24 protein-coding genes and 1 pseudogene are annotated in these 24,099 nt (G+C 49.0%); 16 read left to right on the top strand and 9 right to left on the bottom strand.

Annotated elements, in window-relative coordinates:
• The first annotated feature begins 61 nt into the window (after nt 1–61).
• Complete coding sequence (locus C7B82_RS06265; RefSeq protein ID WP_281258933.1) at nt 62–511, top strand: IS6 family transposase; 450 nt, start codon at nt 62–64, stop codon at nt 509–511.
• 388 nt (nt 512–899) lie between these two features.
• Here the strand turns inward: C7B82_RS06265 and C7B82_RS06260 are convergent, their stop codons facing one another.
• On the bottom strand, nt 900–1,250 hold the full coding sequence (locus tag C7B82_RS06260; RefSeq protein ID WP_281258932.1) for a LexA family protein: 351 nt from the start codon (nt 1,248–1,250) through the stop codon (nt 900–902).
• A 167-nt stretch (nt 1,251–1,417) separates the two neighbouring features.
• On the opposite strand from C7B82_RS06260, the gene C7B82_RS06255 reads away from it, so the two are divergent.
• The 8 genes and pseudogenes from C7B82_RS06255 to C7B82_RS06225 all read left to right on the top strand — a co-directional run bounded on the left by C7B82_RS06255 (nt 1,418) and on the right by C7B82_RS06225 (nt 6,859).
• On the top strand, nt 1,418–2,278 hold the full coding sequence (locus C7B82_RS06255; protein ID WP_106255450.1) for a ParA family protein: 861 nt from the start codon (nt 1,418–1,420) through the stop codon (nt 2,276–2,278).
• Nucleotide 2,279: 1 nt separating this feature from the next.
• The gene (locus C7B82_RS06250; RefSeq protein ID WP_106255449.1) at nt 2,280–3,527 is read left to right on the top strand and encodes a ParB N-terminal domain-containing protein; all 1,248 of its coding nucleotides are present in this window, start codon (nt 2,280–2,282) and stop codon (nt 3,525–3,527) included.
• Nucleotides 3,528–3,636: 109 nt separating this feature from the next.
• Nucleotides 3,637–4,356, top strand: a complete 720-nt coding sequence (locus C7B82_RS06245; RefSeq protein WP_106255448.1) for a hypothetical protein — start codon at nt 3,637–3,639, stop codon at nt 4,354–4,356.
• A 373-nt stretch (nt 4,357–4,729) separates the two neighbouring features.
• The gene (locus tag C7B82_RS06240) at nt 4,730–5,047 is read left to right on the top strand and encodes a hypothetical protein (RefSeq protein WP_106255447.1); all 318 of its coding nucleotides are present in this window, start codon (nt 4,730–4,732) and stop codon (nt 5,045–5,047) included.
• Between the two features lie 11 nt (nt 5,048–5,058).
• A complete protein-coding gene (locus C7B82_RS06235; protein WP_106255446.1) occupies nt 5,059–5,760 on the top strand; it encodes a hypothetical protein in 702 nt (233 codons plus the stop codon).
• A gap of 179 nt (nt 5,761–5,939) precedes the next feature.
• Nucleotides 5,940–6,090 (top strand): annotated as a pseudogene (locus C7B82_RS35000) (IS701 family transposase); the annotation flags it as partial.
• 224 nt (nt 6,091–6,314) lie between these two features.
• Complete coding sequence (locus C7B82_RS34995; protein WP_245939759.1) at nt 6,315–6,494, top strand: NADPH-dependent FMN reductase; 180 nt, start codon at nt 6,315–6,317, stop codon at nt 6,492–6,494.
• A 5-nt stretch (nt 6,495–6,499) separates the two neighbouring features.
• A complete protein-coding gene (locus C7B82_RS06225) occupies nt 6,500–6,859 on the top strand; it encodes an NADPH-dependent FMN reductase (RefSeq protein ID WP_245939760.1) in 360 nt (119 codons plus the stop codon).
• A gap of 91 nt (nt 6,860–6,950) precedes the next feature.
• Here the strand turns inward: C7B82_RS06225 and fahA are convergent, their stop codons facing one another.
• On the bottom strand, nt 6,951–8,258 hold the full coding sequence (fahA, locus tag C7B82_RS06220; RefSeq protein ID WP_106255445.1) for a fumarylacetoacetase: 1,308 nt from the start codon (nt 8,256–8,258) through the stop codon (nt 6,951–6,953).
• The gene (locus C7B82_RS06215; protein WP_106255444.1) at nt 8,255–9,139 is read right to left on the bottom strand and encodes a hypothetical protein; all 885 of its coding nucleotides are present in this window, start codon (nt 9,137–9,139) and stop codon (nt 8,255–8,257) included. Before C7B82_RS06215 ends, fahA begins: the two co-directional genes overlap by 4 nt.
• Before the next feature lie 639 nt (nt 9,140–9,778).
• Between C7B82_RS06215 and hppD the strand changes: the two genes are divergently transcribed.
• The 7 genes from hppD to C7B82_RS06180 all read left to right on the top strand — a co-directional run bounded on the left by hppD (nt 9,779) and on the right by C7B82_RS06180 (nt 18,940).
• Nucleotides 9,779–10,870, top strand: a complete 1,092-nt coding sequence (gene hppD, locus C7B82_RS06210; protein WP_106255443.1) for a 4-hydroxyphenylpyruvate dioxygenase — start codon at nt 9,779–9,781, stop codon at nt 10,868–10,870.
• 216 nt (nt 10,871–11,086) lie between these two features.
• On the top strand, nt 11,087–12,250 hold the full coding sequence (locus C7B82_RS06205; RefSeq protein WP_106255442.1) for a homogentisate 1,2-dioxygenase: 1,164 nt from the start codon (nt 11,087–11,089) through the stop codon (nt 12,248–12,250).
• A gap of 132 nt (nt 12,251–12,382) precedes the next feature.
• The gene (locus C7B82_RS06200; RefSeq protein WP_106255441.1) at nt 12,383–13,306 is read left to right on the top strand and encodes a hypothetical protein; all 924 of its coding nucleotides are present in this window, start codon (nt 12,383–12,385) and stop codon (nt 13,304–13,306) included.
• A 14-nt stretch (nt 13,307–13,320) separates the two neighbouring features.
• Nucleotides 13,321–15,483 (top strand): AMP-binding protein, encoded by a 2,163-nt coding sequence (locus tag C7B82_RS06195; RefSeq protein ID WP_106255440.1) that lies wholly within the window; start codon nt 13,321–13,323, stop codon nt 15,481–15,483.
• A gap of 79 nt (nt 15,484–15,562) precedes the next feature.
• The gene (locus tag C7B82_RS06190) at nt 15,563–16,756 is read left to right on the top strand and encodes a thiolase family protein (protein ID WP_106255439.1); all 1,194 of its coding nucleotides are present in this window, start codon (nt 15,563–15,565) and stop codon (nt 16,754–16,756) included.
• A 33-nt stretch (nt 16,757–16,789) separates the two neighbouring features.
• Nucleotides 16,790–17,767 carry a 2-hydroxyacid dehydrogenase gene (locus C7B82_RS06185; RefSeq protein WP_106255438.1) on the top strand — a complete coding sequence of 326 codons (978 nt, stop codon included), beginning with the start codon at nt 16,790–16,792 and terminating at the stop codon, nt 17,765–17,767.
• 9 nt (nt 17,768–17,776) lie between these two features.
• Nucleotides 17,777–18,940: a pyridoxal phosphate-dependent aminotransferase gene (locus C7B82_RS06180; protein ID WP_106255437.1), complete on the top strand. Its 1,164-nt coding sequence runs from the start codon at nt 17,777–17,779 to the stop codon at nt 18,938–18,940.
• A gap of 127 nt (nt 18,941–19,067) precedes the next feature.
• Here C7B82_RS06180 and C7B82_RS06175 read toward each other — a convergent pair whose 3' ends face one another.
• The 6 genes from C7B82_RS06175 to C7B82_RS31350 form a co-directional block, all read right to left on the bottom strand.
• Nucleotides 19,068–19,316, bottom strand: a complete 249-nt coding sequence (locus C7B82_RS06175) for a DUF4926 domain-containing protein (protein WP_106255436.1) — start codon at nt 19,314–19,316, stop codon at nt 19,068–19,070.
• A gap of 18 nt (nt 19,317–19,334) precedes the next feature.
• On the bottom strand, nt 19,335–19,667 hold the full coding sequence (locus C7B82_RS06170) for a DUF6883 domain-containing protein (protein ID WP_106255435.1): 333 nt from the start codon (nt 19,665–19,667) through the stop codon (nt 19,335–19,337).
• 69 nt (nt 19,668–19,736) lie between these two features.
• Entirely contained in the window at nt 19,737–20,147 is a 411-nt protein-coding gene (locus C7B82_RS06165) for a hypothetical protein (protein WP_106255434.1), read from the bottom strand.
• A gap of 222 nt (nt 20,148–20,369) precedes the next feature.
• Nucleotides 20,370–22,379, bottom strand: coding sequence for an NACHT domain-containing protein (locus C7B82_RS06160; protein WP_106255433.1), 2,010 nt, complete (start codon nt 22,377–22,379; stop codon nt 20,370–20,372).
• A gap of 18 nt (nt 22,380–22,397) precedes the next feature.
• Nucleotides 22,398–22,775, bottom strand: coding sequence for a hypothetical protein (locus C7B82_RS06155; RefSeq protein ID WP_106255432.1), 378 nt, complete (start codon nt 22,773–22,775; stop codon nt 22,398–22,400).
• A 68-nt stretch (nt 22,776–22,843) separates the two neighbouring features.
• Nucleotides 22,844–23,155, bottom strand: coding sequence for a hypothetical protein (locus C7B82_RS31350; protein WP_146141068.1), 312 nt, complete (start codon nt 23,153–23,155; stop codon nt 22,844–22,846).
• Nucleotides 23,156–24,099: the final 944 nt, after the last annotated feature.

Genomic DNA, 24,099 nt, shown 5'->3' with positions numbered 1-24,099 from the left:
CTCGTTTCACTCATGACAACTTCTGCTGACAGCAGAGGTAAAGGGGTCTGCGTCTTTATTTTTGTCAAAAGTCCAATCCTGGAGGGTGGACGAGACTTATATCCAAATCAAAGGTGAGTGGCAAGATTTGGATCGAGCTGTGGACTCAAAAGGCAACACCCTTGACTTCATGCTGAGTGCCAAGCGGGATCGTCAGGCAGCCGCACGCTTTTGCCGCAAGGTACTCAAAGCCCAGCGCACGCAAGCACCACAAGTGATCACCGTCGCTAAAAATGCTGCTTACCCAGCAGCAATGGAAACGCTGAAGGCAGAGGAGACGATCGCGGGTGAGACCGCATTGAGCCAGAGCAAGTATTTCAACCATCTTGTTGAACACGACCATCGCAACATTAAGCGCATTGTCAAGCCAATGATGGGTTTGAAGTCTTTCAACAGTGCGAGCAGAACGTTACGTGGGATTGAAGCGATGCAGATGATCAGAAAAGGGCAAGTGAAAGGAATCAGTCAATAGGGCAAACGCACACGTTTCTTAACACGCTAGGGGTAACACAATCTATACCTACGCAACGCTAAAGCCGTCAATTTTGTTCGCAATAAGCTCTGCTTGATGAGACCATTTGCAATAAAGTAGCCAGAATTGGCGCTTATTGAGATATGTACTTTTGTATGCGTTCGCCCTAAATCAGTCAAGGAGATAGTGTCTCTCAAGCAAAGTTCATCAGCGAAATCTTTGGAGTGAGTACTTAAGACAAGACGATTGGTACAGATCGTCTGTCACCTTAAAAAGTTTGCGACACAACCGGAAAACCTGCTCACAGGAAACAAAAAAGGCGTTGCAATCAGCTAAAGCAGTAATGGGAGACGGCATACGCATCAGTAGAAAGAGGAAAATAAAGGCTCTAAACGTTGTGAATGATAGTTGTGACGACTCCCCAGATATCAAAGTCACCCTTGTACGGGTGGGATTGAGTTAGGGGCTGCAACTGCAATCTTCCTTGATCCAGGCACAACCTGTGAATCACCAAATCGCCCTCAACGGCGGCAACGACTAATTTGCCACTTAAGGCATCAAGGGAGCGATCGACAATCAAAAGATCGCCATCATGAATACAACCTGCTGCCATCGCTTCCCCAGCGACTCGAAAAAAGAACGTTACTGGGGCATTTTTAATGAAAGTATTGAGATCTAGGCTTTGCTCATAAGTGTAATCTGTGGGAGCAGGGAAGGACATGACGATCCTCTCAATCAAACTATTTCAAGATAACGTTATCTTAAACGCGGACTTTGCAAAATGAGAACATCACAAAAAAATGTTCTGCATAGTCAGGCTACTGTTATCTTGAATATGAATTTCATCACTACTCACACACCACTATCCCCTTTCAAGATACTGTTATCTTGAATCCTTTTTAAACCATGAAGGTCAAAGAGCAAGTCCGCCTGTCTATTCAGAGCAATGCTGGAGGCAGCGGCAAAACGACGATGACAGTGCATTTAGCCTATGCGATCGCAGCGAAGGGATACACGGTGACGATTTTAGAACTTGATCAATCAGGCTCTATTAAACGTTTCGTTGGCTTGCCTCCGGTTCCGAAGGAGCGCTCAATGGCAGCAGTTCTGGATAAAGGCTTTCACGGAGAGTATCCCTTAATCCAGATCTGGACAGAACATCTCAAGAACGTCACGCTCATTCAGGGTGGAGCTTCGTTGGAGGAGAGCATTCAATTAATCATTTCGACGCTGGCGAGCAAATATCATGTCTTAGCACATACTTTTGATGACTACCCGCTTGATGCCGATGTTGTCATTATCGATACGCCTGCGTCGTTAGAGCCAATGGGCAAAGTTGCGTTAGCCGCCGCTACCCACCTCCTGATTCCGATCAAACCTGAATATAAAGATTCTGACGGAGCTTCCGAGTTGGTTGCCTGGTACAACGAAACGGTGCGTGAACTACGGTTACGACCCAAGCCAGAAATTATTGGGTTTGTGCCAACCAGAGTTGATTTAGATTTTGGTCCGCACAAAATGATCCTGGGACTAGAACGGCAAAAGGGAAAAGTCGTTCGGAAAAGCAATATTGCAGAAGAAGAGACATTGCCGTATCAAATTCACCAGTTAGGCTATACATGTTTCCCGATCGTCCGAGAATCCAGCGAGTATATCAACGCCAGTGGCTATGGCTTACCGTTACAGGTCTATCGACCAGGTAACAAGGCAGTACAGGATTTAGATCCAGTAGTACGTAGAATTTTGGCGATTTTAGAGAACAAATAAGATGGCAAGACAAAAGATAGGATTAAGCGCAACATTCCAGACAGCAAACCAGTCTCAAGCGGCCGTGATCGAGGAATTGGAAGGGCGTAATGAGGAGTTAGAAGCCGAAATTGCGCGGCTTAAGGTGACAAGAACTTCTGACACGGATAAGGCGGAGTTAGAAGCGAAATTACAACAACTTGCAGAGTCCCTCGAACAGAGTGGTGGCAGTCAAGATATTACCCTGAATGAAATTACCAGAAACCCCTTCCAGCCAAGAACAATCTTTCCAAAAGACGAGATACTCGCCTTTGCCAATATCCTGTCAGAAGAAGGGCAGCATACCCCGATCATTCTGATACCACTCGCACCCGAAACAAAGGATCAACTTTGGGAACAGGTCAAACTTGTCTTGTTTTCAGACTTGCCAACTGAAGCAGACAAACGCGCAGCCTGGGCAAACATCAAATACTTTATTTTTGATGGTGAACGTCGCTATCGATCTCAAGCACTATTAGGCGCAACAAAGATTCGGGCTGTTCTGCGATCGGGAGCGATCGATTTTTTGCGAATTCAAGGGGAAGCACTTACAACCACGCTTCACCGTAAAGACCTGCATGAGCTAAACCTTGCAACTTGCTTAGTGCAACAGATCCTTTACACTCATCCCGAAATCGCTGGAGAAGATTCACCTGAAAGTACGATCCCAAAAATTTTGGAGGCGGCGATCAACCGTCTCAATTATCTTGACAAAGCGAAGGAGTTAAGGGCGATCTTAGATGTCTCAGCCGAAGCGCAAGCAGCTTGGTTGGCTGATGTCGATTTCAAGTCAAAAACCGAACGGCAGATTCTGGAAGTTCTACTCAAATTCCGCTTACATCCTGGGTCCATCGATAGTAATGTTTTCCCAACCTTAAAACTCCCAGATGACCTTAAGCAATTGATCCAAACTACAGGGCTAGAGATCAGTAAGCTCAATGAGTTAAAGAAACTGAGTGCTGAGCGCTTGCAATTGTCTGAGGCTGAAGCGATCGACCTGAGACGACAATTAGGCTCCGTCATGGTTCAGGAAAAACTAAAACTGAGTGAAGTTAAAACTCTCATTGAAAAAGCCTTGCTCGAACATGGGATTCAACCCAAAAAGAAAAAGACTGCTGCCGATCAGATACGGGGACTCAAATTTGACAAATTGAAGCTAGAGGAAATAAACGATGTAAGAAGTGCTCTGGAACAAAAATTGGTTGAGTTACAGGCGATGCAACCTACCTGATGGAAACAAGGGCATGAGAAGGTTTCGAGAATGAGAAGGGCGAGCGCTAGTGAGCTTGCCAGCTATTCGTGTTACTTTGTTAGAAGTTAAGAAGTAACACGAATAGCTGATGCTATCGCACTCGAATTTAGCGCAACGCAGCACCGCTCTAGAAGCTGAGTTAGCAGCCCTTAAAGAAGCGGGAGACTATCTCATTGGCGTTCGCATTGAGCGCTCTCCTGCTGGCGGGTCCGCTTCCAAAGCCGCGAAGGAAGAGTGCAAATATGCACGGCTTCGGGCTGGCAGGGGCAAACTCCTCCCCAACGGCAAAAAGAGCCTCTACATTCCAGTGGCACAAATTGCCCATTACGAAGCCGCGTGCGATCGTGGTAAGCAAGTGCAGCAGCTTGAACGGCAGATCGAGTGCCTCAAAACCCAAATCTGGAAGCTGGAACAGTCCCAGTACCGTCACTGGGATGACAAAAGCCGTAAACCGCGAAGGCACAGAAAGCTTGCCTTGCCTGTTGCCCATCAACCGTCTGCAATCATTGAAGTCGAACCACCGCTACTAGCATCTGCGCCAGCCGCCATCCTGGTTCTGTATCGCCAAGCAGACGATACACCTGTACATGCGGTAGCGGCAGAGGTTTGGCAAGGTGAGCAAAAAATCATTGAAGTCAAGCCTGTACATTGCATGGGCATGAGAGCAGACAGAGTAGCCGACTACATCAAGACGCTTTTGAGCGACCTGCACCAACGGTTTGCCGTCACTCGCTTCGAGGATGTCATCAAAGAAATGCCAGTGCAGCAATGTCCTATCCCCTCATGCCCGTTGAAAAATGACCGATGATTATCTGACCAAACGCATTTAGGCAGAGGCAACCAAAACGGCGCGGTTCTTTAATCGGGTCAACTTTGAGCAATACTCCTCTAACGGAGGACTTCTTAGACCTGCCGCGTGCGCCCAGCATTTATGCCATTAAAACAAAGGCTGGAGAAATTCTGTCTATCGGTTCATCGACAAACGTGCGTCGGCGGTTCTGCAACGGACATCAAACCCTATAAAGAATGCTGATTCATGGCTATTTAGCAGCAGATCTGGGGATTGCGCTTGTGCTGATCACCCCTGCCTTGCTCCCAGTCCTTGTGCCTATTGAAAACCAGGTAATTTTTGTTTTTCAGCCATCTTATAATAAGTACATTCCTTCACTGGAGTCTTAACCATGAATGCACACTCAGCACCTGGATGCTCCTCAACGCTCAATACAGGCATCTTAAAGTTTCTGCCTGAGCACGTTGCAGCAGTCTTGCAGGACTATGCCACCAATACAGGGCTGAGTGAAACCCAGGTTGTGGAGTTGGCGATCGCCAGTTTTTTGGATTTAGAAGCGCCCACTTTTGCCAATCTTGATCCGAGCAAACTCAAATCCTATGCCGAGATGCAGGCTCGTTTAGAGTTTCTGGAAGAGACTTGGAACGCCGCCAAGGAAGGCAAACTGACTCAGCAAGCCATCACTCAGGCTGCCGGATTGGGCTGGTAAGCGTTTGACTCATGGAAATTTCTGAGCAGCGAAGCGCCAACATGCAGGCAGAACAGCCAAAACGCAACTTAGACCTGGCAGTGCAAGCCGCGATCGCGTCCCCTCGCTCTGCCAATCTGCGTCAACTGCTAAGCGACTTTGACGACTTGCTAAACCACCTGCCGCCACACTTGCATCTGAAGCGAGCAGGCGATCTTTTAGCTCAACTCACTGGTATATTGGCGGCTCGTGCCGATCAATTATTGGAGGACTGGGAAGAAAAACACAATCCTGTGCAAGCTGAACCCGTTTTAACGACTGCCATGCTTCAGGAGGTTTTGCGACACACGATGTCGCTCAATTTGGAAGCAGTCTTAGGGGATTCACCTTTGAGACACCAGACACCGCAGTCGTCTGATTCTGTGATCGGCACAGTTGAGAAAGGCAACCTCTTAGCATTTTTAGAGCAGGTTGATCAGAAACAAGCGCAGCAAGAAGCACTCGCAATCGCCCACGAGGAAGATGTTACAGCCTGGGTAGACGCAATCAGTCAGTGGCAGCAAGCACATCACAATCAGGCGGTCTCACTGCCGGAACTGCAGCGATCGCTCCAGATGCCACTCATTCAGGTTTGGCTGGCACTCTTGCTGGGCGGGTTTACCATCGAGCAGCGGGGAGAGTTTTACCAGGTAGACGGAATCTGGCTTGCCCAGGGGTTCCGTTGCAAAAAGTGATAGGATTAAGAATTGTTGAGAGAAAAAGCAACAGTCCGTGGTTGATCCCAAAGCTCCCTTTAAATGGCGACATTTTCAGTCTGCCCTTGACTGTATTCTTACCTTGAGTCTTATCAAACTAACGGATCATCTTTATACGCTGGAGTGACAGGCAAAAAAGCACTACTGACTTACAGCTGGGGCGCAAGCGTTGGGTCATGGAAGGCTTTTTCAAAACCGCCAAGCATCAGTTTGGTTTGCATTGTTTCGGCCAAGGCACCAAGTTAGGAGTGTATCGCTGGTTGGTTTTGTCGCTGATTGCCTATCTGTTAGCACATTGGATTGATCTATGGTCTTGGCCTCCTGTGCTCAACTGGAAAGCGACCAGTCGCTCAACACTGGAGATATTATTGCCCTCAATTGTCTGGGCTCAGTTGCTCAGGCACATTCGATTGAGTAGAGATATTGCGGCAAAGTTTGGGTTTGAAATTGTTCTCAAACCATTACCTGACCGGGCTTATCAAGAATGGTGCAAGATCTGAGTTAACCAACTTCATGCAAAAGGACTTCTGACCATGGTTAGATTCGTAGGTATTGCGGGCAGTCTGCGAGCTGATTCTTACAGCCAGCAGGCGTTAGTGATTGCCACGCAACGGTTGGAGGCCCTGGGTGCCGAAGTCGAAAGACTTGACCTCCAGCACTCAATCTACCGTTCTGTGATGGTGGTAAGGACTATTCAGACTATCCAGACGTAGAGCGACTGCGTAACGCCTTTCATCACGCTGATGGCATGATTTTGGTCACACCGGAATATCACGGCAGCGTCAGTGGCGTGATCAAAAACGCATTGGATCTCATGAGCTTTGATCAACTTTCAGGCAAAGTGGCGGGACTGGTGAGTATTTTAGGGGGGCAATCGAACAGCAACGCGCTGAATGACATGCGGACAATTTTACGCTGGGTTCACGCCTGGGTGATTCCTGAGCAAATTGCGATCGCCCAAGCGTGGAAAGCCTTGGGTGCCGATGGCAAACTACAGGACGCTAAGCTTTCGGAGCGTTTCGATCAGCTAGCTCAAAGCCTGGTTGAAAATACACAAAAACTGAGGCCTGTCGCTTGAGGGACGATCAGTGATGACGAGCGATGCTGACGATTCACAACTGCTGCCTCAGACGCTCTGATGTCACTATCGCTATTGAGCTACAGCCGCTTCATGCTACCTGCCCACGACACTCCCCTAGTCCAATGCGGGTATAGCCATCCCTCTCGCAATATCCCCGCAGAATGACTGCATCACCCGCTTCCAGGAACGATCGCGCTTCTCCAGTCGGTAAGCGAATGGGTTGTGTTCCGCGTTGCGTCAGTTCCAGCAAACAGCCAGCGCTCCCTGCTTCCATGCCAGAAACGGTGCCACTAGCAAGCAAATCCCCAGGACGGAGGTTACAGCCATTACTGGTGTGATGCGTGAGCATTTGGGCCACCGTCCAATACATTTGCTGAAAATGACTGTGGCTCAAGCGCAGTGGGGGGATTTCCTGCTGACGCATCTGAGCCGAAGAGAGAAAGACCTCCAGAGTCAAGGCAATGCCACCGTGTTCCTGGTTCGCAGATGACGTGAGATAGGGTAAGGGTTGTGGATCGGGAGAGGGTCTCGCAAAGGCAGGGCAACGAAACGGAGCAAGGGCTTCCATCGTCACTACCCAGGGAGAAAGCGTGGTAGCAAAGCTTTTTGCTAAGAAGGGGCCGAGGGGCTGATATTCCCAGGCCTGAAGATCGCGCGCTGACCAGTCATTCACTAGACAGAGGCCAAACAAATGGTCTTCGGCTTGCGCGATCGCGACGGCTTGCCCCAGTGCATTCCCCACGCCCACAAAGCAACCCACTTCCAGTTCGTAATCCAATAGTTGGGAAGGAGCAAACGTGGGAGCAGCGTCGTCTGGACGTTTCCATTGACCAGAGGGACGCAGAATGGGTGTGCCGCTGGGAACGATCGAGGATGCCCGTCCGTGATAGGCGATCGGCACGTACTTGTAATTGGGCAACAGCGGATTGTCGGGACGAAACAGCTTCCCAACACGGGTGGCGTGAAAAATAGAGGCGTAGAAATCTGTGTAATCCCCAATTTGAGCAGGCAATAGCAATTGCATGTGCGACATGGAAACCAGCGCTTGGCTGACGGTTATGGGGTCCTGGCCTACACGTAGCAATTGGCTCAGATGATGGCGTAACGGCAGGGACGCCGATCGTCCCATTGCCATGAGGTCATTTAAGTTTGGAGCAACACAAGCCATTTGGACAGGCTCAGGAAGCGCGTCAAGCAAGCCAATAGTGTGACAAGCCGCCAAGTCTAGGATCTGATGTCCGATCGCGACCCCAATACGAGGGGTTTCAGCGCTACCCAAGCGTTGAAAAACGCCAAGCGGAAGGTTTTGAATGGGAAAATCAGTCTTCGCCTCGTTGGCTGATTCAACCCAGCTACGTAAGTTTGGATCGTGAGTGGCATCAATGGCGCAAATCATAGGAGCCTCAGTGAACGAAGATCGTCGATCGGCTCCTGTATGGAACAGGAACCAAACGAGTGGAAGAACTGCTGACGGAACCGTTCAAGCTCTAGAAGCGACAGGGCGTAATCGCGCCAGCAGATGGTCGTCTCGGTGCATTGAAACGAGCGCATGGATTGTTCTTCAAGTAGGGCGATCGCATCATCTAGGGTCACGCTCTGCTGATAGCCAAAAGCCGCCAGTATGGAGACATTCAGAAACCCGTGCATTGTTGTGGAAGCGCTGTCGGGTTTATAGGTTAAGCGGTGCTTGCCGCGCAGGGAATGATGCAAGCCAGCGGTTGCCTTAAACGGAATTTCGGCTTTAGCCAATGACAAGAGGCGCTGAGCGAGTTGGGCGCTGTCAGGAAAGGCATCGCTGGTAACGCCGCCTGTACGGAGCTTTGCAGCGACACATGGCTGTTGTAAAAGCGTCAGATATGGTTCTAACGCAGCACTCCATGGAATTTCAAAAAAAGCGGTCACACCTACAGGCAAATGAAGGCAGACCTGTTGCATGTCGCTTGGCAGCAGCGGTGGCACTTCTAACGCACTAATCAGAAGCTGATCAGTGACAACGTGCTGGTGTATTTGCTTCAGTTCTGCTGCCCAATTTTGAGAAAGAATGACACTAAGTGACCATTGGCTGGAATGTCCTGGTTCCAGAACAGTTGGTAGAATCGTCACGAAGGTGGGCAAGCAGGCGGCTGGTAAAACAAACCGACCCACGAGCCACCGTTCGGGAGAAGCTTGGGCACGATCGTACATCGTCATCGCTTCAGGCAAACTGAGCTGAGCAGGTGGAAAGAGTCCGGCGTAGTCCACGATCGATGAGAGCAGTTGTTTGAGTGCTAGTAACACGCGTTTCCATCTCCTCCTTTTGGAGTATCAGGTCGACGATCGCTACACAAAGATAGCCATTAGCAATTTTGTTTTGAGTTAGGTCATTAAGTAATTGGCTGAACGCTTGTTCTTTACATATGAACATACGGAGTTGATTGAGCCATGCTTTTACATCAACCATTGATCAGGAAAACTTTTGATCGTAAGGGTTATTGCCTGGTTAACAGATTGAAGAGAAATTTACCTCTATCCAAGGGAATCTTTTCCGATCAAATCTTCTCCATCTGGACACATAAAGTAGCCATCCTTTGCTAACTGTTGGGTTAAAAGGGCAGAGAAATCTATCTTCATAGTTACTTACCTTTATGGACGAACCTAAAGGTTAAACCTATAATCTAATTATGGCTTCTCAGGTTGGTTCTCAAACTAATTCTGAGAAGCCTTAGGGCCTTCACAACCCCGCTAAGGCTTCAAACCCGTGTTGCTTCAACCATTATTTAATTTGCCATACTCAACATTGGTTCGCAGCTTTCGTTAGTGATCGCTCCATTACAGTCATTTATTAATGTTCTGTAATCTGAGCCGTTCTTTTGGGTAGCCCAGAACATTTTAGATTGTTTATATTCATAATTCTTCCTCTATAAAGGAGGAACCTAAATGTCTGATTTTTTTCCGATTCTCAGCTTTGATCATCTTGAATTCTATGTTGGTAATGCCAAGCAAGCAGCCAATTTTTACAAAACATTGTTTGGTTTTACAAATACAGCCTATCGGGGATTAGCAACTGGAAGCCGTAAAGTTGCGTCCTACCTGATGGAGCAAGGTAATATTCGCTTTGTTCTCAGCACGGCGTTGAGTCCTGATCATCCAATCGCCCATAGCGTACTTAAACATGGTGATCATGTCGCAGTGATCGCGTTGGCAGTGCCCGATGTCGTCCATGCTTACAAACAAGTAACCGCACGAGGCGCGATCGGAGCCATCCCCCCCACCATCGCTGAAGATGACTATGGGTTACTGCGCTATGCGGCAATTCATGCCTATGGGGATGTCCTCATTAAGTTGGTCGATCGTCATGCCTATGAGGGTATTTTTGCTCCTGAATTTCAACCCCAGTCCTCTGTTCCAAGCAATCGCGGAGTAGGGTTACAGACCATTGACCATGTTGTGAGCAACGTTGAACTGGGCGCACTGGACCATTGGGTTAAGTTTTTTGCTGAGACGATGGGGTTTCAATTACTCGTTCAATTTGATGACAAAGCTATCTCAACCGAATACTCAGCGTTGATGTCTAAAGTCATGCAGAACGGTTCTGGCACGATCAAATTACCGATCAATGAACCGGCTCCAAGCAAGCGAAAGTCGCAGATTCAAGAATACCTGGACTATCATCAGGGCCCTGGTATTCAGCATGTTGCTTGCTCAACCAACAATATGATTGAAACTGTCATGCAACTGCGAGAAGCCGGAGTTAACTTTCTGCATGTGCCCATGACCTACTACGAAAATTTAGAAGCACGCATTGGCAAGATTGATGAGTCGATCGATCAGCTTGCAGAACTTGGGATACTCGTCGATCGCGATCAGGAGGGCTATTTATTGCAAATCTTTACCCAACCCGTTGAAGATCGCCCGACTTTATTTTTTGAAGTCATTCAACGTCACGGTGCGCAAAGCTTTGGCGAAGGTAATTTCAAATCATTATTTGAGGCGATCGAACGAGAACAGGCACTGCGAGGAAATCTTTGAGTGAGGAGTTTTGAGTTTTGAGTTTTGAGTTTTGAATTTTGAGTTTTGAATTTTGTATAGCCTTCAGCATTCCAGAAACGCGAAGCGTCTCCGTAGCGTTGGCTTCCCGAAGGGTAGGAGATAGTTTGAGTTCTGAGTTGGGCTTAGCGTAACGCTCTCACTACAACTTTAAAACTCCCAACGGCTCCTCAACGTCGGTCTTTATGAGGTAAGACCATGCCCTATTACTATCATCTCGGTACGATTCCCAAAAAGCGGCACACTCAATTTCGCCAACCGAATGGCTCGTTATATCACGAAGAGCTAATAGGGAGTCATGGCTTTACGGGCATTCAGTCGCTGCTCTATCATCTGCACCCACCGACCCAAGTTTATAAGGTTTCGCTAGAGCAATCGATCGCACTGGAGTTTGAGGCACCGGGAGCGTTACGGCATCGCCATTTACGCACGGCCAAAGCGTTGAGGCAAGGTGATGCGATCGCGTCTCGCGTACCGCTCATGGCAAATGCCGATGTGTGTCTTTCTGTGGCACAACCCACGGAAGCCATGTCTTATTGGTATCGCTTTGCACACGGTGATGAAGTCATTTTCATTCATGATGGGAGCGGTATCTTAGAAAGCCAGTATGGCACGTTGTCCTATCGCCCAGGGGATTATCTGGTCATTCCGACTGGGGTAATGTGGCGCATCGTGCCGGATGGAGTTGCCCAGCGCATGTTAATCATTGAGGCACAGGGACACATCGAACCGCCTGCTCGTTATCGCAACCGCTACGGCCAATTGCTGGAACATGCGCCCTACGCTGAACGCGATTTGCGTCCCCCACAAGCCCTAACCCCCCATGATGAAGTGGGTGAGTTTGAAGTGCGGGTGAAAGCCCACGATCGCATCACAGCCTACCTCTATCATCATCATCCCTTGGATGTGGTTGGCTGGGATGGCTTTCTCTATCCCTATGCCTTCAACATTGCCGATTTTGAACCAATTACCGGACGCCTTCACCAACCCCCGTCTGTCCATCAAACCTTTGAAGCTCCAGGCTTTGTGATTTGCTCCTTTGTGCCACGGCTGTTTGATTATCATCCCCTAGCGATTCCAGCTCCCTACAACCACTCCAATGTTGATTCCGATGAAGTGCTCTACTACGTTGAAGGGAATTTTATGTCGCGGAAAGGGATTGAGCGATCGTCCATCACTGTGCATCCAAGAGGCATTCCACATGGTCCGCATCCGGGAATGTATGAGGAGTCGATCGGCAAGAAACGCACCGATGAACTGGCGGTGATGATTGATACGTTCCATCCGTTGAAGTTGACCCGTTACGCGCTGGATCTAGAAGACAGCCACTATCCCTATAGTTGGGTGCCTCATACTGAATAAGTTGCGATCGTGGCAGATGCCTGTAGAGGCAGGTTTTGCCCTTAGCAGGAATAGAGCTGATCACGTATTGCCTAAACCCGCCCCTACACAGTATTAAGCTTATCTTTTCGCCCGTTTTGGAGGGTTCTCCTCATGACATCCGTTCTAACCTTCACCACTCCTCACTTGACCGTGTCTCCTCGTATTCAAGAACGGTTGCAACGGGGAGAATTAACCCGATCGCAGGTCGATGACTTTCAGACGTTCCTGAATCAAGTTAATCACGCTTTGTTGCAGCATCCCATCATTACGCAGAATGCCTATACGCGTTGGTTTCAGCAAGGTGACGCAACGGATGATGAATTGCGACATTTTATTCAGCAGTTTTCAGTGTTCTCCAATCAATTTTTGGTTGCAGCCTTGTTGAAGGTGATTAATTCCCCCACGCTGCAACAATCGCGGGCGAGCCGCGAAATTTTGCTGAATGAGTTGGGCGTTATCTATCGGAGGATGGAAGGGGCGATCGCTGCCCAAACTTCTAAAACAGATGAGGAAAAAGACCAGCAAGGAGACCCTGAAGTGGTCAGCACAGAAGGAACCGTGGATGGTGGCATTTGTCGCTTTCGAGCGGCTCATTTTGAGTGGTTGATTGCGGTTGCAGAAGGGCTGGCATTACACTACGAAGACCTGGGTCAACGCAAACATGGCAGTCTGACAACGCTACATTTTTGTGATGAGCTACAACGCCTGTACGGCAGTGATGAGCCAAATATTGCCGAGGGTGCCAGCTTTGCAGTGGAAAATTGGGCGGCAGCAGGCTTTTGGCAAGAGTTGGAAGATGGATTGAACCGCATTAAACACACTCGTCATCCCCAGCTTCGTTTAGCGTTTTTCACCTGGCACAATCGAGTGGAAGCGCAGCACGCTGGTCACACTTTAGAAGAACTCGAAGCCGTTTATTTCAAACCTGCCTTCGATCGCATCCAATTTATCCAGGGTGGGCAAGCCATTCTGGAGGCGATTGCGGTCTTCTGGGAGGGACTGGAACGCGATCGGATCAACCACGTTTGTGTTTGAGTGAGGCAGCGACGATGGGTAAGCACGTGTTGCTACAGATGATGCAGTGCGGGGTCGATCGGGAGACGGCTTTGTTTCTGCTGCCGCACATTAATCAGTGTCTGGCTGAATTCCCGGCAATCGCCTGTTGGCAACAGCTCACGCAACACGTGCTGCAATCCAGTCATCCGTTTCCGCTCCATCAACTGCTGTACGAAACGACCTTTGCCGAGTGGGATTTTTCTCAAGGGCCTCCGCCTGCCTGGTTTCCATCCACTGAGCAAATTCAGGGGACGAATATCGCAGCGTTGATGCGTGAGCTGAATCTTTCCTCCTATGCGGCACTGCATCAGTGGTCAACACGCCTTCCTGTGGAGTTGGGGGAACCCCATCGCGACACGTTTTGGGATGTGATGATTCGGCGACTGAGGATTCGTTTTCGGCAACCCTACACGCAACTGCTAGATCGATCGCACGGTGCAGAACAGCCTCAGTGGTTAGTCAATGCCAGCTTCAACATTGTAGAGAGTTGCTTTCAAGCACCAGAAAAGGCCCCCGCGATCGTCTTTCAACGTGCAGGAGGGCCGATCGAAACCTGGAATTATGGAGAGCTGCACGCTTTGGCGAACCGAGTCGCGAATGGTTTAGTCCAATGGGGCATTCAACCCGGAGCCGCGATCGCCATTGATCTGCCAATGACTCCAGAAGCGGTGGCAATTTATCTGGGCATTATCCAGGCAGGTTGCGTGGTGGTGTCAATTGCTGATAGCTTTGCTGCTGCAGAAATTGCCACCCGGTTACGCTTGGCAAAGGCGATCGCCATTTTTACGCAAGACTCGATTCAGCGCGGCGACAAACAGATACCCCTGTATAACCGGGTGGTAGAGGCAAAGGCGCCACGGGCGATCGTGCTCTCCCAGCATGGAATGCTAGAGAGCAAACGGCGCACAGGCGATTTAACCTGGAGTGATTTTCTCAGCCCAAACACCATCTTTGAAGCGGTTCCCGCATCTCCTGCCTCGCACACCAACATCCTGTTTTCGTCGGGAACTACTGGCGATCCAAAAGCAATTCCCTGGACCCAAACCACCCCTTTGAAATGTGCTGTGGATGCTCATTTACACCACGATATCCATCCTGGCGATGTGGTTGCCTGGTTCACCAATTTAGGCTGGATGATGGGACCGTGGCTGATCTATGCCAGCTTAATCAATCAGGCAACGATCGCGCTATTTGATGGGTTGCCCACCACACGGGCATACGGTCAATTCATTCAAGCGGCGCGCGTCACCCTATTAGGGGTCGTGCCCAGTCTGGTAAGCAACTGGAAAGCGACCCACTGTATGCAAGGATTGGACTGGAGCGCCATTAAAGCCTTCAGTTCCACCGGGGAATGCTCCAATCCTCAAGACATGCTGTTTCTCATGTCCCTGGCAGGCTACAAACCCATCATTGAGTACTGCGGCGGCACCGAAATTGGGGGAGGGTACATCACGGGCACCCTTCTTCAGCCTTGCATTCCAGCCACCTTCACAACCCCAGCCTTAGGGTTAGACTTTGTGATTCTCGATGCCGACGATCGCCCTGCCAATAAGGGCGAAGGTTTTCTGATTCCACCCTCGATCGGACTTTCCACCGAGTTGTTAAATCAAGACCATCATCAGGTTTATTTTGCTGACACGCCTCATTTGGATCAGACGCCTTTACGCCGACACGGCGACTATTTAGAACGCTTGCCCAACGGCTACTATCGCGTCTGTGGTCGGGTCGATGACACGATGAATCTGGGTGGGATTAAAGTTAGTTCAGCTGACCTGGAACAGGTGCTCAATGCAGTTGAAGGCATTGTTGAAACAGCAGCGATCGCGGTGGCCCCAGCCAACGGTGGCCCCAGCCAATTGATCGTCTATGCCGTCACTGCGCCTCATATCCATTTAACCCCAGCAGAATTAACAGCCCTGCTACAAGCAGCGATCGCTCAGCAACTCAATCCTTTGTTCAAAATTTGGGATCTGGTGATTGTGGAAGCATTACCTCGTACGGCATCCAACAAAGTCATGCGGCGGGTATTGCGTGATCACTACCGCACGATCGCCGCTGACGTAAAGACAACCAAACTTGTAGAACTTACACCCTGCCTCCAAACCCCAAATTCTAGGGGCTTTAGTAGGCTCAGTTCCCCAAAAGATGGGGGCTAGGGGGCGAAATTCGACCGCTTTTGCGTAAGTCCTGCTTTTTGATCATCGCCCCTCACTACCTGCCCTCAAGGTTAAAGAAATGAATCACGATGTCTACATTATTGCCGCAGCACGAACCCCGATTGGTCGCCTGGGTGGGACGCTAGCCAGTCTGTCTCCCGTCGCTTTAGGGGCACAGGTGATGCAAGCCGCACTGGAGCGATCGCAGGTTCCTGGGGAGGCGCTCGACCTCTACATCATGGGCAACGTACTGCGATCGGGACATGGGCAGTTAGTACCGCGTCAGGCAGCCCTAAAAGCGGGCATTCCGGCCAGTGTCAATGGTTTTGCGATCGATATGGTTTGCGCTTCCGGTATGATGAGTTTGCTCAATGCCATGATGGCTATTCGAGCCGGTGAAGCCGATTTGGTGTTGGCGGGTGGGATGGAATCGATGTCGCAAACGGGCTTTTTCTTGAGCCATCGTGCTCGATGGGGCTATAAACTACTGGCAGGGGCACCTGAACCGCTGACGGATCTCATTCTCCAGGATGGTTTAACGGATGGAACAACCGGAGAAAGTATGGGTGAACAAGCCGAGCGAGTGGCGGCAACCCACGACTTTAGCCGTTACGCTCTAGATGAGGTTGCCCTGGAATCGCACCGACGAGCCAGCGCAGCCCGCGATCGTGGTCTATTCCAAGCAGAAATAATGCCGATTGAGGTGAAGACGAAACATGCCACGCAAATCGTTGACCGCGACGAAGGCATCCGACCCGACACAACGCTGGAAAGCCTGATGAAACTCCGTCCGGCGTTTAAGCCCGATGGAATTTTGACCGCAGGCAATAGCAGTCAACTGTCAGACGGGGCAGCAGCTCTTGTGCTGGCTAGTGCTACCGCTGTCAAACGCTATCAGCTCACCCCGAGCGCCAACCTTTTGGGTGGCACCTGGGCGGGTGGCGAAACCTGGCGTTTTCCAGAACTATCAATTGTGGCCGTTAAGCAACTGCTGGAAAAACTCAGCCTAAAGCTGTCAGACATTGACCTTTTCGAAAATAACGAAGCCTTTGCGGTTAACAATCTGCTGTTTCAAACTTGGCTGAGCGTGCCTGCTGACAAACTCAACAGTCACGGTGGCGCGATCGCATTGGGGCACCCCCTTGGCGCGTCCGGTGCGCGTCTCGTCGTCACGCTTCTCCATACGCTCAAGCAGCAGCAGCAGACACTTGGTATTGCCTCCATTTGTCATGGCACGGGCGGCGGCACCGCGATCGCCCTAGAACACGTTTAATGGTTTAGTCTTTCCTTCAGGCGTTTGACCACCATGTCCCAACCCAACGTCTTCATCACTCGTCGCCTACCCGCCAGTTTAGACCCCCTCAAAGCGCTGGCCTCAGTTGAAGTTTGGACAAAGCGGCAACCGCCACCTTACGACGTGTTACTCAACAAAATTCAAGCGATTGATGGCTTACTGTGTTTGCTGACTGATCCGATCGATCGCTCCTTAATCGAGGCAGGCAATCAGTTACGCGTGATCAGTCAAATGGCGGTCGGTTACGACAATATCGATATCCCCGCAGCTACCGAAAAACGGATTCCAGTCGGACACACTCCCGACGTGTTGACCGATGCCACGGCAGATTTTGCCTGGGCGTTGCTGATGGCTGCCGCACGGCGAGTAGTGGAAGCAGATCGCTTCACACGAGCTCATCAATGGCAAACCTGGGAACCGGATTTGCTGTTGGGCGGTAATATCGCTGGAGCCACATTGGGCATTGTGGGGCTAGGGCGCATTGGGCAGGCGATGGCGCGACGGGCTAAAGGCTTTGATATGCGCATTCTCTACACCAATCAAGAGCGATGTGATTCAGCGTTGGAAACCGCGCTGAACGCTGAGTTTGTCGCATTTGACGAGTTGCTGCAAGCCTCTGATTTTGTCACCATCCACACACCGCTGACGCCAGAAACCCATCATCTGTTTGGCGATCGCCAATTTCAACAAATGCAGCGATCGGCGGTTTTAATCAACACGGCACGAGGCACGATTGTTGATCCAGAAGCGCTGTATCGAGCCTTAGCTCAGGGGCAAATTGCCGCAGCAGCGATTGATGTCACCGAGCCAGAACCCATTCCAGCAGACAGCCCTTTATTAACGCTCGACAACCTGATCATCACGCCCCACATTGCCAGTGCCAGCCGTCAGACGCGAGAAAAAATGGCAACGATGGCGATCGCCAATCTGGTCGCGGGACTAAGGGGCGAACGGTTGCCCCATTGTGTCAATCCTGAAGTCTATCCATGAGGTCAGCGTATGGAATTTGCAGAACGGATGAGTCGGTTAGGAACCGAATCTGCCTTTGATGTGTTCGCCAAAGCCAAACAGCTAGAGGCTCAGGGACGATCGATCATTCACCTCGAAATTGGGCAGCCCGACTTTCCGACACCCCTTCCCATCTGTGAAGCCGCCTTTCGAGCGATGAAAGATGGCTATACCGGCTACACTTCAGCAGCAGGTTTACTGGAGTTGCGAACCGCGATCGCTCAACAGCTTTCCATCAGCAGAGGCATCGACATTGATCCCGGTACCGTGGTAGTGGCACCTGGCGCGAAACCCATCATTTTCTTCACGGTGATGGCATTGGTAAACGAAGGCGATGAAGTGATTTACCCTGATCCAGGGTTTCCCATTTATGAATCGGTGATCAATTTTGTGGGAGCCAAAGGGGTGCCGCTGCCGCTCCGAGAGGACGTTGAGTTTCGCTTCCATCTGGATGACTTAAAGGCTGCTATCTCCAATCGCACTAAGTTACTCATTCTCAATTCGCCGCAGAATCCAACTGGCAGCTTATTGCAGGCAGACGATTTGGCCGCGATCGCCGAACTCGCCCGTCACCATCACTTTTACATTCTCTCTGATGAAATCTACTCGCGCATTCTCTATGAAGGGAAACACGTGAGCATTATCCAATTTCCAGGCATGAAAGAACGCACGATTTTGCTGGATGGGCATTCCAAAACCTACGCCATGACGGGATGGCGACTGGGTTATGGGGTTTTTCCCAAGCCATTAGTCGAGGGCATTGTGCGCCTGATGATTAATGCCCATTCCTGCACCTGTGCTTTCACTCAAATCGCTGGCATTGAGGCCCTAAATGGACCACAGGACTGTGTGGATCAGATGGTGGCTGAATTTCAACGGCGACGCAATGCCATTGTGGAGGGACTCAACGCGATCGCAGGCATTCATTGCCTCAAGCCTGCTGGTGCATTTTATGCCTTTCCCAACGTCACGCAACTGCCCATGAAGTGCGATGCCCTTGCCACGTATTTGCTGGAAGAGGCGGGCATTTCCCTTTTGTCAGGGACAGCCTTTGGTCGCAATGGCGATGGCTATCTCCGGGTTTCCTATGCAAATTCGCTGGAAAACATTCAGGAGGGGGTTGAACGTATTGGGAGGGCGATCGCAAAACTCTGAGGGGCAGGGAGGATACGGTCTTCTGCCTGGGCGTGTTGCTAACATTGCCCATCACTCGCCGCAGATAACCTCTCGATTCCAACCGAGCAACTTTTGGCGGTCGGGTGCATGGGCGTTGTTGTACCGCTTACGCTGTGACCATTTCAGGCTTAATATCAGGTGATGCTGGCTCGAAATGCAACACCATAATTTGCTCTGGACGGAATCCAACAGATTCATAAGTCCGTCCGTCGCGATCGTTGAATTCGACTTCAAACGCTGCCCCATCCGCTAATGTCTCAACCACCGTGCCGACTTGTCCCCGCCACAAATTATATTCAGGAAAGTCAATGGTTAGGGCAACAACATCTAGCAATTTAACTGTATTAGTTGTCACAGTTTTTACCTCCAAGTACTACAAAGGATAGCAGGTCGTTAATCTTGGAATTTCCGAACCATGCTCGACGATCCAGCCACTCCGAAGGGTTGCACTTCTATTTTGCCATTCCAGTATGAAATCCAGAGCATAGCGTTGCCCAAACTCATCCCGTCGCCCTAATTGAGCTTCGTGGGTTTTAACCACTTGAAGTAGGATTTCGCGTAATTCTTCAGCGTTCTCAACCGTCATTCCCAAAACTGAAGAAAAAAGCCGAGCTTTGTGCTTTCCGTCGTCGTGTTCCCGATTGAGGCAGTAATCTCGAAGTTTACGAATATCAACGACTGCATTCTCTGCATTCGGAATAAGCATAGTAAAGAAATGCGGAAGAGGCAACCCTTAGTCTATCTCGAAATTCACCAGCAGTTAAAATTGTCTATTTCAGACCTTATAGAAAAAAGCAAGATAACTCCACAGAATGAGAACTGAGCCATAGACGATGATTGCCGCAACTAATGCTCCAATATCTCCTCCGATTCCCTTTGGTCTTTTTGTGAACTGCCCCCATTCGATTTCTAATTTAGCCTCTGCTTTTGCCCCGACACTAATTAACTGCTTCACCAGTAATGTGCCATGAATTTCATATATCAATAACCCTATCGTAAACAAGAGACCAAAGAAGCCTATTACTGGAGCCGCTTTCGGTGCATCTTTTAAGGTAGCAAAAACTCCAGCACCAGTAGCCAGTGGCAGCAACCCAAGTAGAGTTGCGCGGAAGTTCTTCAACCTGTGATACGTTGCGCAGAGTTCTGTATATCCAAGACGCTGGTTTTCATCAGTATCAATAGCCATTTCTCAAAACTCACTGATAGCAACGATTTCATCATAGAACTTAATAATTTGCATTGGAGATGAATTCTGGTAACTGCCCTCACTGATAACCTAAGCGGCACAACGTTCCTGGTCAACGGCTGCCAGAGACTTTGCAACTCCACATAGTGGCTTGGGTCAGTCCGCTGCACCAGGGTTGTTATGCCGTGCCACTTAGCGATATAACGCGACCTCTACCGAAACTCACTTCATCTGGGCAAAATGTTCCAATAGCATTCGATGGACAAAGATGTAACCACCGCCAACCTTTTGCAGAAAAATGCGCTTACTGGCGTAGTCAAGGAAACGGGCGTAGTTCCAGGGAGCGTAATTGTTAGAGTGAATAATGAGACGTAAGGTAAAGTGCTGAACGCAAACCCTACCACTGCTAGAGGCTAGTCCAAAAAGTAGCCCTCCAATCAACCCATAACATAGAGAATACCTTAAAGCCAAAATCAGTGGATATCTTTGTAGGTGTACGCCTAGCAGCAAAAAAAACAGTACAAAAATTAGCCCGTCAATTGTCCCAATCTTTAAGGCATTTGTAGCTGATCTCCAAATGCCCTGATTCGGTCTAATTGATTTGGTAGATATGTTAAAGGATTTCAGATCACCAGTTAATCCATAAATTGACCCAATGAGAAGTGTAGCGCATAGTCCATAAATTAACCCTAAGCTCAACACATTAACCTTGAGCTTAAGTATTCGCTCCATTGCATCTTTGTACATGACAATATAGTTGCTAAACTCTGCAAAGCTAGTTATCATTCCAATAATCAGACCAAGTCCAAGCCCAATTAGGAAACCCTTTTGCAGACTTTTACTTATGTTGTCCCATGACCATTCGAGCTTTTCAGTTATTTTGATTTCTTCCCCGGCATTGAGAGTAGCTAGTACATAAGCCGTCCCAACACTCAATCCGCCAAATAACGCGGTCAACAGAGCGTAGTTCCAACCAATGTTTGGAACATTAATTAATCCCATCAAACTAGCAATCAATACATTAATCAGAAATGCTCCAAAACAGTATGTTTTTCTATGAGATTGGGTCTGCAACCAAGTCGGTTGTATTTGCTCAATTAAAAACATAGATTGAGATGTTTGAGACATTCGTTGTGCTAGCCAAGATAGCCATTGTATTGTTTGTTCTTTAGGGTATTGTTGATTCACTTGCTTGCGCTTAAACATTCGCTCAATATAAGTATTGAACAGGTGTTGACGACGCACTTCTAGTGAGTCTGTTTGACCTAGATCTTCTGCTTTTTTGCCGTAATATGCTAGGGTGAGAATATTAAGCATTAGAGGGGATTTGGTCAGCGCTTGTAGTGCAGCATCTTCCTGGAGCAAATTTTTGACTCCTTTCAGTTGTTCACCAGCAACATCCAAATATTGGTTGACTTGATCAGGAGTCAGAGAGCGGATATAGATCGCGCCTCGTAGTTGCAGGCGGCTAGAAAGAACTTGATAGTCTGCGATACGACTACAGACCACCATCTCAGTCTGCCCATACTTTTGCGTAAATTGGTTAATCGCTTCGACGCAGGCTTCTCGTCGATTTGCTTTTACCTCGTCCAGACCATCTAGCAGGAGTAACAATTGTTGATTTTCAATCCAGTCTTTACCAACTTTTTTTGGAACTTGGTATTTGAGCCAAAGTTCTTGTACCAGCCAATCAGTGATCGCCTGTTGCTTACTTCCCCACGAAGATAAATTAAACACGATTGGAATCAGGCAACTCACATTGTCTTCAGCACGAGCAACCAGGTTCTGTGCTAATTTCAGGAGCGTAATTGTCTTTCCAACCCCTGGTTCTCCCAAAATGAGCAGCGTTCGCCCCTCTCCAATTTGGTTGAAGACTTCCGTTGCGCTTGTCCCTGTAGGCAAAATTTGTCTGGACTTTTCTGACAATTCTTCTAAGTCACTAAACGGGCGAGCTACTGCATCCAATCGGCTCTCCAGACCGAGTTCAATCATCGACTTGGTATGTAATGACTTTTCCAGAACACCTTCAATCCAGTATTCTTTGACTTTACTGAGCAAAACTCGTCTCTGACGGTATTCCCCTTGAGTTAAGGGCTGCTCCGTAACAGATGCTTGCCCATTAATCAATTCAGATACTTGATAGATAAAGTTTTGAGTGACAGTTCCATGATTTTCTTGGATAAATCCCTGAACGTTACCTCCAGAGATGTTGACACGGTTATCACCAGTCATTTTTTAAGAGCCTTTTGATTAACTGAAGTTCTGATTTATCGTTCCAGTGTTTTGCTGGGTTAAACCTTGAACTGTACCCCCAGAAATCTGAACATTAAACTTGCCATCTGCTGCTGCTTGAGGATTCAATTGTTCCATTAACTTTTGAGCTAGCTTCACAATTTCTTCGTCCTTATCGGCTCCAATCTCAGTTAATTCATCTTCTAAAAGAGGTTTCGTTTTTTCAGGCTTCTGTTCGTACTTATCCAGAATAGTCGCTGAATCTGATTTGCCTTGGCTCTCAAATTTACGCTTAATCAAAGCTTTTAATCCGTCATAAGCATCCTGAGCTACACCACCAGCAGTTTTTGCGGCACCAGCAACCAATGCTGCAAGAATGAGAGAAACAGGATCCATAAGCTTATTTCCTCAATTGTTCAATTCTCAAAAGAAGCAAGTGTACATAAGTGGTTACACAAAATTAATTACACATCAAAACGGCTGAAATGTAAGTTCAGGCGGCACTGCTCGTATAAATAATTTGCATAATCACCTACGGGGTGGGGGTGGACAATCAGGTTGGCTGAACCTGTCCAGTGCGTTTCCAAAATACCTCGTGGCAACGCCGTCAAATTTCTGCCAACCAAAAGTTGGGTCGAAGTGGGTGATTGTATTATTGTTGAGCTTAAGCTTAGAGCATCCTGAGTGTGCTGGTTCACCGTGTTGTGCAGGATAGGAGTAGCAGATACGATCTGGTCGTGCGGTCCACGTTCCGGTGTAATTGCAAACTCGCCCATCTTTACGGGCTCTTCCGGCGATATTCCCGTCAGTTTGGTAGAACTCCGCCCAATTTTGCCCGATAAGCGTATAATTGCTGATTGCGTTTCTTAAGTTGTTTCCAGTGAGGTAGGGGGCAGATTGAGCGTTGGCAACCGACGCTTCCATGACCATGAGAGTTACGGCGGTGAATTTGAGTAGATGCATAACTTCCTCCAATGATTTACGGTTGTGTTAGTGGTTCGCTAAGAGTCTACGGCTTCATAGTCGGTCGGCATAACGGGTCGGTTCAGCGGCACCGATCGCCTGCCGCAAACACTCTAACGCTCTCTTGTGTCCGCTGCAACCGAGTTGTTAGACACGACTTGCCCCCGTTTTCAGTCGCCTTTCTCGACCAAACGAACGAATTTCGATACCGCAAACCGAACGAATTGCTGACAACGCAGCAAACTAAACGAGAGACTTTCGAGCGGGCGTGATCGACGAGGAAGTAACGCGATCGCCCGCTGTTTCCGTCGCAGTTAGCCGACGAGCCGACAGCGACTGGAACAAGCAAGTTCGGTCTAACTACTGTTTAGACTGCTGAAACCTGCTCTGGTACGCATAATACTCCTGATCGAGGTGATTAGCCAGATCTTGAGTTGAATATCGCCTCTTCTGGGGGGATTAGGCTGAAAAATGTCGGTATAACTGCCCAAGTAGGGTGTTATACCAAATCTCGCAATAAACACTACAGATACGCCCTCACCCTAAATCCCTCTCCCACAGGAGAGGGACTTTGAATCCGGCTCTCTTCTCCCCTTGGGAGAAGGGTTGGGGATAAGGGCAAGATCTGTAGCCTTTACTAATTGATTTGGTATTATGCAGATCTGAATCAGGCTATCTCCGGGCACATCCGGGGTTTGGGGGACTTGAAACGGAATTAGCGAGAATGGAAGAGGATACAAAAAAGGTGCGCCTTGTA

The organism is Stenomitos frigidus ULC18, from assembly GCF_003003795.1.
GTDB lineage: Bacteria > Cyanobacteriota > Cyanobacteriia > Leptolyngbyales > Leptolyngbyaceae > Stenomitos > Stenomitos frigidus_A.
Note: the sequence above shows the minus strand (reverse complement) of the source record. Positions and strands in the feature narration are given on the sequence as shown.

Excerpts from the sequence above, each read along its gene's own strand:
- C7B82_RS06255 (WP_106255450.1), top strand. The coding sequence starts at position 1,418 with ATGAAGGTCAAAGAGCAAGTCCGCCTGTCTATTCAGAGCAATGCTGGA.
- C7B82_RS06250 (WP_106255449.1), top strand. The coding sequence starts at position 2,280 with ATGGCAAGACAAAAGATAGGATTAAGCGCAACATTCCAGACAGCAAAC.
- C7B82_RS06245 (WP_106255448.1), top strand. The coding sequence starts at position 3,637 with ATGCTATCGCACTCGAATTTAGCGCAACGCAGCACCGCTCTAGAAGCT.
- C7B82_RS06240 (WP_106255447.1), top strand. The coding sequence starts at position 4,730 with ATGAATGCACACTCAGCACCTGGATGCTCCTCAACGCTCAATACAGGC.
- C7B82_RS06235 (WP_106255446.1), top strand. The coding sequence starts at position 5,059 with ATGGAAATTTCTGAGCAGCGAAGCGCCAACATGCAGGCAGAACAGCCA.
- C7B82_RS34995 (WP_245939759.1), top strand. The coding sequence starts at position 6,315 with ATGGTTAGATTCGTAGGTATTGCGGGCAGTCTGCGAGCTGATTCTTAC.
- fahA (WP_106255445.1), bottom strand. The coding sequence starts at position 8,258 with ATGATTTGCGCCATTGATGCCACTCACGATCCAAACTTACGTAGCTGG.
- hppD (WP_106255443.1), top strand. The coding sequence starts at position 9,779 with ATGTCTGATTTTTTTCCGATTCTCAGCTTTGATCATCTTGAATTCTAT.
- C7B82_RS06205 (WP_106255442.1), top strand. The coding sequence starts at position 11,087 with ATGCCCTATTACTATCATCTCGGTACGATTCCCAAAAAGCGGCACACT.
- C7B82_RS06200 (WP_106255441.1), top strand. The coding sequence starts at position 12,383 with ATGACATCCGTTCTAACCTTCACCACTCCTCACTTGACCGTGTCTCCT.
- C7B82_RS06195 (WP_106255440.1), top strand. The coding sequence starts at position 13,321 with ATGGGTAAGCACGTGTTGCTACAGATGATGCAGTGCGGGGTCGATCGG.
- C7B82_RS06190 (WP_106255439.1), top strand. The coding sequence starts at position 15,563 with ATGAATCACGATGTCTACATTATTGCCGCAGCACGAACCCCGATTGGT.
- C7B82_RS06185 (WP_106255438.1), top strand. The coding sequence starts at position 16,790 with ATGTCCCAACCCAACGTCTTCATCACTCGTCGCCTACCCGCCAGTTTA.
- C7B82_RS06180 (WP_106255437.1), top strand. The coding sequence starts at position 17,777 with ATGGAATTTGCAGAACGGATGAGTCGGTTAGGAACCGAATCTGCCTTT.
- C7B82_RS06170 (WP_106255435.1), bottom strand. The coding sequence starts at position 19,667 with ATGCTTATTCCGAATGCAGAGAATGCAGTCGTTGATATTCGTAAACTT.
- C7B82_RS06165 (WP_106255434.1), bottom strand. The coding sequence starts at position 20,147 with ATGGCTATTGATACTGATGAAAACCAGCGTCTTGGATATACAGAACTC.
- C7B82_RS06160 (WP_106255433.1), bottom strand. The coding sequence starts at position 22,379 with ATGACTGGTGATAACCGTGTCAACATCTCTGGAGGTAACGTTCAGGGA.
- C7B82_RS06155 (WP_106255432.1), bottom strand. The coding sequence starts at position 22,775 with ATGGATCCTGTTTCTCTCATTCTTGCAGCATTGGTTGCTGGTGCCGCA.
- C7B82_RS31350 (WP_146141068.1), bottom strand. The coding sequence starts at position 23,155 with ATGGGCGAGTTTGCAATTACACCGGAACGTGGACCGCACGACCAGATC.